The sequence below is a fragment of the Rhodococcus sp. NPDC057014 genome, from assembly GCF_042673295.1.
Taxonomy (GTDB): Bacteria; Actinomycetota; Actinomycetes; order Mycobacteriales; family Mycobacteriaceae; genus Rhodococcus_F.
The window spans coordinates 1-10,602 of the sequence record NZ_JBHUSF010000316.1 but is presented as its reverse complement, the minus strand read 5'-3'; the positions used below and the strand labels follow the sequence as shown (position 1 = coordinate 10,602).

The 10,602-nt window shown below is 68.1% G+C and carries 9 protein-coding genes and 1 pseudogene; 6 read left to right on the top strand and 4 right to left on the bottom strand.

Annotated elements, in window-relative coordinates; translation table 11 throughout:
• Window positions 1-434, top strand: a pseudogene (locus ACFTZB_RS37365) (hypothetical protein); the annotation flags it as partial.
• Window positions 435-440: 6 nt separating this feature from the next.
• Here the strand turns inward: ACFTZB_RS37365 and ACFTZB_RS37360 are convergent.
• Window positions 441-1,109, bottom strand: a complete 669-nt coding sequence (locus ACFTZB_RS37360) for a hemolysin III family protein (RefSeq protein ID WP_378439678.1) — start codon at window positions 1,107-1,109, stop codon at window positions 441-443.
• A gap of 161 nt (window positions 1,110-1,270) precedes the next feature.
• On the opposite strand from ACFTZB_RS37360, the gene ACFTZB_RS37355 reads away from it, so the two are divergent.
• Window positions 1,271-2,038, top strand: a complete 768-nt coding sequence (locus tag ACFTZB_RS37355) for an isoprenyl transferase (protein ID WP_015889657.1) — start codon at window positions 1,271-1,273, stop codon at window positions 2,036-2,038.
• Between the two features lie 41 nt (window positions 2,039-2,079).
• On the opposite strand, the gene coaA is transcribed toward ACFTZB_RS37355, so the two are convergent.
• Complete coding sequence (gene coaA, locus ACFTZB_RS37350) at window positions 2,080-3,012, bottom strand: type I pantothenate kinase (RefSeq protein WP_378439676.1); 933 nt, start codon at window positions 3,010-3,012, stop codon at window positions 2,080-2,082.
• 169 nt (window positions 3,013-3,181) lie between these two features.
• On the opposite strand from coaA, the gene ACFTZB_RS37345 reads away from it, so the two are divergent.
• The 3 genes from ACFTZB_RS37345 to ACFTZB_RS37335 all read left to right on the top strand — a co-directional run bounded on the left by ACFTZB_RS37345 (window position 3,182) and on the right by ACFTZB_RS37335 (window position 7,441).
• On the top strand, window positions 3,182-4,402 hold the full coding sequence (locus ACFTZB_RS37345; RefSeq protein WP_378439674.1) for a DUF885 domain-containing protein: 1,221 nt from the start codon (window positions 3,182-3,184) through the stop codon (window positions 4,400-4,402).
• Window positions 4,403-4,468: 66 nt separating this feature from the next.
• On the top strand, window positions 4,469-5,764 hold the full coding sequence (gene glyA / locus ACFTZB_RS37340) for a serine hydroxymethyltransferase (RefSeq protein WP_378439672.1): 1,296 nt from the start codon (window positions 4,469-4,471) through the stop codon (window positions 5,762-5,764).
• Window positions 5,765-6,073: 309 nt separating this feature from the next.
• A complete protein-coding gene (locus tag ACFTZB_RS37335) occupies window positions 6,074-7,441 on the top strand; it encodes a PhoH family protein (protein ID WP_072940675.1) in 1,368 nt (455 codons plus the stop codon).
• A 63-nt stretch (window positions 7,442-7,504) separates the two neighbouring features.
• Here the strand turns inward: ACFTZB_RS37335 and ACFTZB_RS37330 are convergent, their stop codons facing one another.
• Window positions 7,505-7,936 (bottom strand): limonene-1,2-epoxide hydrolase family protein, encoded by a 432-nt coding sequence (locus ACFTZB_RS37330; RefSeq protein WP_378439669.1) that lies wholly within the window; start codon window positions 7,934-7,936, stop codon window positions 7,505-7,507.
• Between the two features lie 29 nt (window positions 7,937-7,965).
• Entirely contained in the window at window positions 7,966-9,579 is a 1,614-nt protein-coding gene (locus ACFTZB_RS37325; protein WP_378439667.1) for a serine hydrolase, read from the bottom strand.
• Between the two features lie 150 nt (window positions 9,580-9,729).
• On the opposite strand from ACFTZB_RS37325, the gene ACFTZB_RS37320 reads away from it, so the two are divergent.
• Window positions 9,730-10,587 carry an acyl-ACP desaturase gene (locus ACFTZB_RS37320; RefSeq protein WP_378439665.1) on the top strand — a complete coding sequence of 286 codons (858 nt, stop codon included), beginning with the start codon at window positions 9,730-9,732 and terminating at the stop codon, window positions 10,585-10,587.
• Window positions 10,588-10,602 lie beyond the last annotated feature (15 nt).

Below are 10,602 nucleotides of genomic sequence, written 5' to 3'. Positions count from 1 at the left end.
GCGACCGGGTCGAGGGTGCGCCGCCGGCGGGGGCGTCGGGCCGGGCCGCGGCGCGGCACACCGCGGCCGGGGGGGCCGCCGCGGACGCCTCGGGCCGGTACGCGGCCGCGGCCGCCGCATCCCTCGACCGCGTCGCGCTGCTTCTCGAGCGCGCACCGCGATCGGCCGGGCACTGGCTCGCCGTGACAGAAGCCGCGGTGCGCGGCCCGATCCAGGTGGCGGTGGCCACCGACGGCGATTCCGCCCTGCTGCGGGAGGCGCGCAGGCTCGCTCCCGGCGGCGCCGTCGTCATCGGCGGCGAACCGGATTCGTCCCCGCTGCTCGCCGACCGGCCGCTGGTCGGCGGCGCGTCGGCGGCGTACGTGTGTCGTGGGTTCGTGTGCGACCGCCCCGTGTCGACGGCCGAGGACCTCGCCGCCGCGTTGAGCCGGTAGTCGGGCCTAGCGGAACACCACCAGCCACACGGCGATGTAGTGGCACAACGCTGCGATGACGGTGGCGGCGTGGAAGAACTCGTGATGCCCGAACGTGGTGGGCCACGGATTGGGCCACTTGGTGGCGTAGAGGATCGCCCCGACCGAGTACAGGATGCCGCCAATCAGCAGCAGCAGCATCGGCAGGACGCCGACCTCGCGCGTCAGTTCGGGTGCCACCGGGACGATGGCCCAGCCGAGCAGCAGGTACAGCGGCACCCCGACCCAGCGCGGTGCCGTCGGCCACAGCATTTTCAGCGCGACCCCGGCGAGTGCCCCCGCCCACACGACGATCAGCAGCGTCCGGCCCGTGTCGGGCGGCAGCCCCAGCACCGCGAACGGGGTGTAGCTGCCGGCGATGAACAGGAAGATCATCGAATGGTCCGCGCGCTTCATCCACGTGCGGGCGGAGACGGTGTTCCAGTGGATGCGGTGGTAGGTGGCGCTGACCCCGAACACGCCGCACACCGTGAGGCTGTAGACCGCGGTGGCGAGCGCTGCTTCCGCGGACACCTGCGTGCCCGACAGCGTGACGAGGACGAGGCCGGCGATCACGGAGACGCCGAAGGCCCACAGGTGGATCCACCCTCGCAGTCGGGGCTTGACGGGCAGTTCGTCGAGGCCGAAAGCGGTCACTGAACACCTCTTCTCGCTGTGCGTGGCGCTAACCTACGCAACCGTAGGTTAGCTTGTGGTGAGAGCGTACCCGTCGGTAGCAGGAAGTCGTGCGCTGTGTGACGGCCGTCGCGGATCACCTACGGCTGCGGCGTAGTCTTGCGTGTCATGGTGATCTCCAGGTGAGTGCGCGAGGACTGCTGTACAGCATCTACGAGCGTCGGCTACTGAAGCGGCTCGACGGTCTACAGCACCCCCGGCACATAGCCGTGATGTGCGACGGCAACCGGCGGTGGGCCCGGGAGAACGGCTTCGAGGACGTCAGCCACGGCCACCGCATGGGCGCCCTCAAGATCTCCGAGATGCTCGGCTGGTGCGACGCCGCGGGCATCGAGATGGCCACCATCTACCTGCTGTCCACCGAGAACCTGCGCCGCGACCCCGAGGAACTCGACACCCTGCTCGAGATCATCACCGACGTCGTCGAAGAGATCTCCGGACCGGACAAGAACTGGAGCGTCAAGATCGTCGGCGCCCTCGACCTCCTGCCCGCCGAACAGTCCCGTCGACTGCGGGACGCGGCCGCCGGAACCGAGGGGCGCACCGGCACCCACGTCAACGTCGCGATCGGATACGGCGGGCGCCAGGAGATCGCCGACGCCGTGCAGTCGCTGCTCAGCGAGAAACTCCTCGCCGGACTGGCGGGCGACGAACTCGTGAAATCGATCACCGTCGACGGCATCGACGGCCACCTCTACACCTCCGGCCAGCCCGACCCCGACCTCGTCATCCGCACGTCCGGGGAACAGCGGCTGTCGGGGTTCTTGCTGTGGCAGAGCGCGTACTCCGAGATCTGGTTCACGGAGGCGTACTGGCCCGAGTTCCGCCGCGTCGACTTCCTCCGGGCACTGCGCGACTACGCCGCACGGCACCGGCGCTTCGGCGTCTGACGTGAGCGGCGAAGCGTGCCGGAACACACTTCGCCGCTCACCTACAGCTTGCGCAGCCGCAGCCGGTTGATCGAATGATTCGCGTCCTTGCGAAGCACGAGCGTCGCGCGGGGGCGCGTCGGCAGGATGTTCTCCACCAGATTCGGCCGGTTGATGTTGTGCCAGATCTCCTGCGCGGCAGACGTCGCGTCCCGATCCGACAATCCGGCGTAGTGGTGGAAATGCGCGTCGGGATCGGAGAACGACGTCTTCCGCAGCGCGAGAAATCGCTGGATGTACCAGTTCTCGATGTCCTCGATCCGGGCATCGACGTAGATCGAGAAGTCGAACAGGTCCGACACCATCAGCCGCGGACCGGTCTGCAGCACGTTGAGCCCCTCGATGATGAGGATGTCCGGCTGCCGGATCAGGTGATACTGGCCGGGGATGATGTCGTACGAGATGTGCGAATAGACCGGCGCGGCCACCTCTTCGGCCCCCGACTTCACCTCGGTGACGAACCGCAGCAGCTTGCGGCGGTCGTAACTCTCGGGAAAGCCCTTGCGGTGCATGATCCCGCGGCGGTTCAGCTCGGCCGTCGGATACAGGAACCCGTCCGTCGTCACCAGATCGACGCGCGGGTGGTGCTCCCACCGCGCGAGGAGGGCCTGGAGGACACGGGCCGTGGTGGACTTGCCGACCGCCACGCTGCCCGCCACACCGATCACGAACGGCACCTGCTGGTCGGGATGCTTTTCGCCGAGGAACGTCGCGGTCGCGGCGAACAGTCGCTGCCGGGCCGCGACCTGGAGGTGGATGAGACGCGACAGCGGCAGGTAGACCTCTGCGACCTCCTCGAGGTCGATCTGCTCGCCGAGGCCCCGCAGTCCGAACAGCTCTTCCTCGGTGAGGACGAGCGGTGTCGACTTACGCAGTGTGCGCCACTGTTTCCGGTCGAATTCGACGTACGGACTGGACTCGCTCGTCCGCGCCATCAGTTCCGCTCACACTCGGGTGCACGGGGGAGTGAGCGGTCCATGCCCAGAATCTCTGCCGTCGTCGTCGCGCTGGCGAGTAGCGGTTGCATAGTCGGATTGTGCTTGGTGCCACAGGCTGCGCTGTCGGCGGGTCAGGCAGACGTGTCTGCGACTAAGGTCGGACGGCATGGAATCCGATTCGTTCGTTCGCGAATACTTGCTGCTCGGGCTGGGTTTCGACCGGCTGGAGGAAGGATTCGTCGACGCGTACACCGGCGATCCCGCGCTGCGCAGGCAGGTGGAGAATGCGCCGAAGCCCGATCCGCGCGACCTCGCCCGGACGGCGGCGAACCTCCGCGCGGAGTTGCCGTCGGCAGGACTGTCCGAGGAGCGGACCCGGTTCCTCGACGTCCACCTGCGCGCCCTCGAATGCTCGGGGCGCAAGTTCGCGGGTGACGACGTCGGCTTCGTCGACGAGGTCGAGGCGTACTTCGACGTCCGCATCGAACGCGGCGACGAGGAGCAGTACCGGGAGGCGCACCGGAAGATGGACGCCGTGCTGCCCGGCCCGGGACCGCTGGCCGAGCGCATCCGGATCCACCGCGCGAAGGACGCGATTCCCGCCGACCGGTTGCAGGAATGCGTCGACGCCTTCTCGAGCGCCTTGCGCGACCTCGTGCGGCAGCACTACGCGCTGCCCGAGTCCGAAGTGGTGGAGTACGAGGTGGTGGGTGACAAGCCGTGGTCGGGGTTCAACTACTACCTCGGCGACTACCGCTCGAAGGTCGCGATCAACTCCGACCTCGAGCAGCACATGGCGAACCTGCCGCGGCTGATCGCGCACGAGTCGTACCCCGGCCACCACACCGAGCACTGCCGGAAGGAGGCCGGACTCGTCGGCGCCGGACAACTCGAGCAGACGCTGTTCGTCGTCAACACCCCGCAGTGCCTGATGGCCGAGGGCCTCGCCGACCTCGCGCTCGACGCGATCGTCGGGTCCGACTGGGGGCTGTGGGCGCAGGAAATCTACGCCGACCTCGGTCTGCGATTCGACGGTGAGCAGGCGCAACGCTTGTCCGGGGCGTCCGGACAGCTGCTCGGGGTGCGGCAGGACGCGGCGATGATGCTGCACGACGAGGGTCGCAGCCACGACGACGTCGCGGCGTTCCTGCAGCGGTGGAGCCTGTCGACCCCCGAGCGGGCACGGCAGTCGCTGCGCTTCCTGTCCTCCCCGCTGTGGCGGGCGTACACCAGCACCTACGTGGAGGGGTACCGCCTGCTCGGGGGCTGGCTGGCCGAGGTGCCCGTCGGCGCAGAACGGTCGGAACGGTTCCGCCGGCTGCTCGACGAGCCGCTCGTTCCCAGCGTCCTGCGTGCCGGTGAGGGATACCTCACCGCGGGCGGTTAGGAAGTCCTCACGGGTAGTTCGTAGACTGGGAGCATTCGTTTCCGCATCCAGCTTGGAGATTCCTCGATGACCGCTGTGCCCGGTACCGACGTCAACACGGCCCCCCTCGCCGAACTCGACCCCGAAGTCGCCCAGGCCATAGCAGGTGAGCTGGCCCGTCAGCGCGACACGCTGGAGATGATCGCCTCGGAGAACTTCGTTCCCCGCGCCGTGCTCCAGGCGCAGGGCAGCGTCCTCACCAACAAGTACGCCGAAGGGTACCCGGGACGCCGCTACTACGGCGGCTGCGAGCACGTCGACGTCGTCGAGGACCTCGCCCGCACCCGCGCCAAGGAACTGTTCGGCGCCGACTTCGCGAACGTCCAGCCGCACTCCGGCGCGCAGGCCAACGCAGCGGTCCTGATGGCCCTGATGAACCCGGGCGAGAAGCTCCTCGGGCTCGACCTCGCGCACGGCGGCCACCTCACGCACGGCATGAAGCTGAACTTCTCCGGCAAGCTCTACGACGTCGAGTCGTACGGGGTCAGCAAGGAAGACCACCGCATCGACATGGACGAGGTCCGCAAGATCGCCGTCGCCGCGCAGCCGAAGGTCATCGTCGCCGGCTGGTCCGCGTACCCGCGGCACGAGGACTTCGCCGCGTTCCGGTCCATCGCCGACGAGGTCGGCGCGTACCTGTGGGTCGACATGGCGCACTTCGCGGGCCTGGTCGCGGCCGGGCTGCACCCGTCGCCCGTGCCGTACGCCGACGTCGTGTCCAGCACCGTCCACAAGACGCTCGGCGGCCCCCGCTCCGGCCTGATCCTGGCCAAGCAGGAGTGGGCGAAGAAGCTCAACTCCGCCGTGTTCCCCGGCCAGCAGGGCGGGCCGCTGATGCACGCCATCGCCGCGAAGGCCGTCTCGCTGAAGATTGCGGGCACCGACGAGTTCAAGGACCGTCAGCAGCGCACCCTCACCGGTGCGAAGATCCTCGCCGAGCGCCTGACCGGCTCGGATGTCGTGGACAAGGGCGTCAGCGTCCTCACCGGCGGCACCGACGTGCACCTCGTGCTCGTCGACCTGCGCAACTCGCAGCTCGACGGCCAGCAGGGTGAAGACCTCCTCCACGAGGTCGGCATCACCGTCAACCGCAACGCCGTGCCGTTCGACCCGCGCCCGCCGATGGTCACGTCCGGCCTCCGGATCGGCACCGCGGCGCTCGCGTCCCGCGGATTCGGCGACGAGCAGTTCACCGAGGTCGCCGACATCATCGGCACCGCGCTCGCCGGTGCGTCCGACGTCGAGACGCTGAAGGCCCGCGTCTCCAAGCTCGCCGCCGACTTCCCGCTGTACGAGGGCCTCGAGGACTGGCGCCTGATCTAGGCGGCTCCGCCGCCCGTGCGTGGTTGACGACTGCAGAGACTCGTTAACCGCGCACGGGCGCGAAGCGCCTTCTCCGTGTAACCAGTTGTTCACCGACACGCCCGCCGCTCGGTCAGCCGATCGGCGTGTTTGGCAGTACCGTCGGGGGTAACAGGCAGCGGGGAAGTTGCTTGTACGGGAGGTCCTGATCGTGGCTGACACACTCAGTGCGAGGGGGCCGGCGCCCGGCCCTCGTGTGGTGACACACCAGGGACGGACCGGTCCAGCGAACCGAGTTTGCGTGGGTGCCGCGCAGACCTAGGAGCCAACGTGACTGCTTCACGCTCCGTCTCAGCCCGCGCCGGACAGTCGTCCGTCGCCCCCAGGAAATCTTCGGATTCTGCAGTGCGTACGTTCGTACTCGACACCTCCGTACTGCTGTCCGACCCCTGGGCCGTCACCAGGTTCGCCGAGCACCGCGTGGTGCTTCCCCTCGTCGTGATCAGCGAGCTCGAAGGGAAGCGGCATCACCACGAGTTGGGATGGTTCGCAAGAGAATCGCTGCGCATGCTCGACGACCTCCGTCTCGAGTACGGTCGACTCGACCAGCCCGTGCCGATCGGCACGGACGGCGGCACCCTGCAGGTCGAGTTGAATCACACCGACCCGTCGGTTCTGCCGGTCGGATTCCGCACGGACAGCAACGATTCGAGGATCCTGGCCTGCGCACTGAACCTCGAGGCCGAGGGCGGTGACGTCGTCCTGGTCAGCAAGGACATCCCGCTGCGGGTGAAGGCCGGTGCGGTGGGCCTTCCCGCCGACGAATACCACGCCCACGACGTCGTTCCGTCGGGTTGGACGGGAATGACCGAGTTGGACGTGGCGTCCTCCTCGATCGACGAACTGTTCTCCGAAGGCGTCGTCGACCTGGAGGAGGCCCGGGAACTTCCGTGCCACACGGGTATCCGGCTGCTGGGTGGTTCGTCGAGTGCGCTGGGCCGGGTGAACGCCGACAAGCGGGTGCAGTTGGTGCGGGGGGAGCGGGAGGCGTTCGGCCTGCACGGACGTTCGGCCGAGCAGCGGATCGCTCTCGACATCCTGCTCGACGACAGCGTGGGCATCGTGTCGCTGGGCGGCAAGGCGGGCACCGGCAAGTCGGCGCTGGCGTTGACGGCGGGGCTGGAGGCGGTGCTGGAGCGTCGCACTCAGCGGAAAGTCGTTGTCTTCCGGCCGCTCTACGCGGTGGGCGGCCAGGAACTCGGCTATCTGCCGGGCAGTGAGAGCGAGAAGATGGGCCCGTGGGCCCAGGCGGTCTTCGACACTCTCGACGGACTGGCCAGCACCGAGGTGATGGACGAGGTGATCAGCCGCGGCATGCTGGAAGTGCTGCCGCTCACGCATATTCGCGGACGGTCGCTGCACGATTCGTTCGTGATCGTGGACGAGGCGCAGTCGCTGGAACGCAACGTGCTGCTCACGGTGCTGTCCCGGCTGGGTACCGGGTCCCGGGTGATCCTCACGCACGACGTCGCGCAGCGTGACAACCTGAGGGTCGGACGTCACGACGGCGTGGCCGCGGTGATCGAAAAGCTCAAGGGGCATCCGCTGTTCGCGCACATCACGTTGACCCGCAGTGAGCGTTCGCCGATCGCGGCGCTCGTGACGGAGATGCTGGAGGAGTTCGGGCCGACGCCGTAGGCGCCTGCCCCGCAGTGTGATCCGCCCGGTGTCGCATTATCCGTGCGACATCGGGCGGTTACGTCAGAAGGCCTTCACGATGCCTTTGAGTGTGCCCCACAGGAAATCGCGGTTGCTGAAGTAGTCGCGCCAGACGGCGATCGTGCCGTCCCTCATCTCGAACGTGCCGCACACCCAGAATTCGCTGCGCAGCCGCTTGTAGATCAGGACGTCGGTGCGTTCGGTCAGCACGGCCGTTCCGTCGTCGGCGATGTGGTGCAGGCGCACGTCGAATCCGACACCGGGACGGCTCATTCCGCGGAGGATCCGCATGACGGAGCCGATGCCACGGATCTTCGGCAGCGACACGTTGTGCCACACGATGTCGTCGTGGAGATACTGCCGCGCGGCGTCCGGGTCGCCTGCGACGAGCGCGTCCAGGAATGCCCGGACCACCTGGACATCCGCAGTCTCCGTGCGATCCGTTCCCGTGGGCGCATGCGAATTCGTGCTCATGTGATCTTCTCCCCGTCGGTTGTGTCGGCTCAGCGGACGAATGTCCCCATGCCTTCGGTGTCGTAGTACTCGAGTGTGACGTCGTTACCGGCGAACGTGGCCTTCGAAATGGTTCCGGGCGGAGCGTTCTCCCCGCTCAGTGCGAAGGTGAAGGTGTCGCCGTCCCAGTGGGTCAGCGGGTACGTCTGCCCGGCGGGCCCGAGCCCGAGCGTCAGTGCGCCGTTGCTCTCGGTGACGACCGCGGGGCCCCAGTACGCGTTGTCGTACGTGCCCGCGTAGGTCGGCAGCGGCTGCTGTGGTGGCGCCGGGTTCGCGGGGGCCGTCTGGCCGACGAGGCTGCCCTCGGGATCGAGCATCGGCGAGATGGCCTGCCGGTACAACGATTTCCAGTCTTCGCGGATCTCGCCGTACTGGACGAGGTCGGCGAATTCGGCGGTGAGGGTTTCGGGAATTCCGATGGGCGAGCCGTTGGTCAGGGCGACGATCGCGACATCGGCGGACGGAATCGCGACGAAGTTCGTCGCCACCCCGAGCTGGAACGCGCCGGAGTGGCTGAGGGAGACCCGGCCGGCCGACGTGGTCGAGACGTTGAAGCCGTAACCGTACGACCCCGGACGGCTGTCCATCGAACGCGGTGGGCTGGACACGATCTGAGGGCTGACCGCCGGTTGCAGCGCCTCGGGGGAGATGATCTCCTTGCCCTCGAACGTTCCGTCCGCCAGCAGCATCGCCAGCCACTTGCCCATGTCGTTGACGGACGAGCTCACCCCGCCGGCCGGGGACTGGGCGTCGGGGTTGCGTACCGCGTCGGCGACGTACTTGCCGTCGACGAGTTGGTGCGCGACGGCGCGGTCGCTGCGGGCCTCGTAGTCGGCGAACCGAGAACTCGTGGAGGACATCCCCAGCGGCCCGTAGATCGCCTGCTCGGAGAGCGTCGCCCAATCCGTCCCCGAGGCCGCGGCGACGGCCTCGGCGGCCGCGGTGAGCCCGAAATTGGTGTACTCGTAAGTGATCCGGAACGGGTTCAGCGGGTCGAGCCGGAGTTTGTCGAGCACCTGCTGCTGGTCGTAGCCCAGGTCCTCGAGGTGGTCGCCGGCGTGATCGGGCAAGCCCGACCGGTGTGAGTACAGATCGCCCACCGTCACGTGCTCGGTGACCCACGGATCGGCGAGGGCGAAGCCGGGCAGCTCGGACACCACGGGGGTGTCCCAGCCGACGACGCCGGCATCGACCTGACGGGCCACCACCGTCGACCCCACCGGCTTCGACATCGACGCCAGCTGGAACACGGTGTCGGCGTCCACCTTCTGATCGGTGCCCGCCTCGCGCACCCCGAATCCCTTTGCGTAGACGGTCTGACCACCGTGGACGACGGCGACCGCCATGCCCGGCAGTCCGGAACTCTCCATCAACTCGTTCGCCAGGTCGTCGAGGCGGCCCACGGCGTCGTCGATCCGGCCGTCGGGGATGTCGACACCCGAGACGGCGGCCGGGTTGGGCGGGCCGGAGGACTCCGATGTCGGGTTCGCGCCGGACGCGTCGGCGGAACCCGCGTCGTCCGCGTCGGAACCGCACCCGCTCACGAGTGACCCGCCGAGCGCGAGTGCCGAGAGAAGTATCGTCAGGTTCCGAAGTCTGCGCATGGGTGATCCTCTGCTCGGGCCCGGGGCTTACCGTCAGCCTAGCGATTGCAAGCCCATGACCTGGCTGTTTTCGTCACAACGCCGGCGTTGTTCACGTCGAATCCACCGGTGGTCGACCCGGCTCCGGGCCGCGGACGCTACGGTGTGCGGATGCCGATTGAAAAAAACGACTCGCAGCTGCTCAGTGAGCTGGCCCCGGTGGTGGACGAAAACCTCACACGCCACATCGCCGAGGCGGACGACTGGCAGCCGCACGATCTGGTTCCCTGGGACCAGGGCACGAACTTCGCGTTCATGGGTGGAACGGATTGGTCGGCAGATCAGTCGACCCTGAGCGACGTCGAGGCGCTCGCTCTGACGGTCGGCGTCCTGGTGGCCGACAACGTGCCCGCATACCACCGCGAGATCGCCAAGCACCTGGCCCTGGTGGGACCGTGGTGGCGCTGGGTCGGCCGCTGGACCGCGGAGGAGAACCGGCACTCCATCGTGCTCCGGAACTACCTGATGGTGACGCGTGCCGTCGATCCCGTCGCCCTCGAGCGCGCCCGGATGGACGAGATGGTTCGCGGTTACGCGATGCCGCCGATGCATCTGATCGAGATGCTCGCGAACTCCGCGTTCGAGGAGAAGGCCGCTGCCGTGCGGCATCACAACACCGCCGCACTCGGCGAGGACGCACTGGTGGCCGTGATCGCCGAGCGGCTGGCCTCGGACGACGAACTGCAGTCGCTGTTCTACCGGAACGTCGTCGAGGCCGCGTTCGAGCTGGTGCCCGACCAGACGATGCGTGCCATCGCCTCGCGGATCGCCGCGTTCGACGTGCCGAGCGTGGCACTGCCCGGCGGAACCGACAGCACCGCGGTGCTCGCCGAAGCCGGCATCTACGACCCCGCCCAGCAGGGGGAGAAGGTGTTCACCCCGCTGCTCCGCTCGTGGAACATCGCCGGACGCACCGACCTCGGCACCGAAGGCGAGAAGGCCCGCGACGAGCTGTCCGCGCTGCTGTAGGCCGTAGATGTGAGA

Bases quoted from the DNA above. Each gene is read 5' to 3' on its own strand.
- coaA (WP_378439676.1), bottom strand. From the start codon at position 3,012: ATGGCGCGGACGAGCGAGTCCAGTCCGTACGTCGAATTCGACCGGAAA.
- ACFTZB_RS37325 (WP_378439667.1), bottom strand. From the start codon at position 9,579: ATGCGCAGACTTCGGAACCTGACGATACTTCTCTCGGCACTCGCGCTC.
- glyA (WP_378439672.1), top strand. From the start codon at position 4,469: ATGACCGCTGTGCCCGGTACCGACGTCAACACGGCCCCCCTCGCCGAA.
- ACFTZB_RS37345 (WP_378439674.1), top strand. From the start codon at position 3,182: ATGGAATCCGATTCGTTCGTTCGCGAATACTTGCTGCTCGGGCTGGGT.
- ACFTZB_RS37330 (WP_378439669.1), bottom strand. From the start codon at position 7,936: ATGAGCACGAATTCGCATGCGCCCACGGGAACGGATCGCACGGAGACT.
- ACFTZB_RS37320 (WP_378439665.1), top strand. From the start codon at position 9,730: ATGCCGATTGAAAAAAACGACTCGCAGCTGCTCAGTGAGCTGGCCCCG.